The sequence below is a fragment of the Neobacillus drentensis genome (genome assembly GCF_036962765.1).
In the GTDB taxonomy this organism is placed as follows: Bacteria; Bacillota; Bacilli; order Bacillales; family Cytobacillaceae; genus Neobacillus; species Neobacillus drentensis_C.
Genome location: NZ_JBALOS010000294.1, coordinates 282 through 1014 on the forward strand (window position 1 = coordinate 282; position 733 = coordinate 1014).

Here is a 733-nt window from a genome sequence, read left to right on the forward strand (position 1 = left end):
TTTTTGAAAATATTTCTAGTTACATGCTGATTTATCAAATTACGAGACATTCGTTTAGAACAAGCCTTCACAGCGGGACGTACTATGAAGCAAAGGACAAGAATAAATAAACAGAAAATCAAGAGGGAAACTTAACTGAAGGGAGTAAATAAACTTTTATGTATCATCAAACGACGGTAATTATCACCATCTTTGCTTTTATACTAACAATGGTCCTCATCTTTATCCGTCCAAAAAATATGAACGAAGCAATCCCGGCTACATTGGGGGCCATTCTCGTCTTTATAAGTGGAAGCGTTTCGATCGGGGATCTACTTGACATAAGTTCAAAGGTTACGGGGGCAGCCATTACCATCATAGCCACGATCGTTATGGCTATCGTGCTCGAAAGTTTTGGGTTTTTTAGTTGGACAGCTGCTGTAATGTTAAAGATCTCAAAAGGGTCTGGTGTTCGATTATTTTGGAATACCTTATTACTCTGCTTTTTAATGACGCTATTTTTTAATAACGATGGAAGTATTCTAATTACAACACCGATCTTGATTTTAATATTAAATAATCTGAAGTTGAAAAATCGACAAAAGATCCCATTTTTATTAAGTGGTGCCTTAATAGCGACTGCCTCAAGTGCTCCAATAGGTGTTAGTAATATTGTTAATCTAATTGCTTTGAAGATTATTGGTATGGATTTGTATCTTCAAACGGAAATGATGTTTGTTCCAGGGGTTCTAGG

At 36.0% G+C, this 733-nt stretch carries 1 protein-coding gene; it reads left to right on the top strand.

Going from position 1 to position 733, the window contains the following annotated elements; translation table 11 throughout:
* Positions 1-158 precede the first annotated feature (158 nt).
* The coding region (locus V7137_RS27320) for an ArsB/NhaD family transporter (RefSeq protein WP_420490186.1) at positions 159-733 on the top strand (575 nt) is incomplete at its 3' end.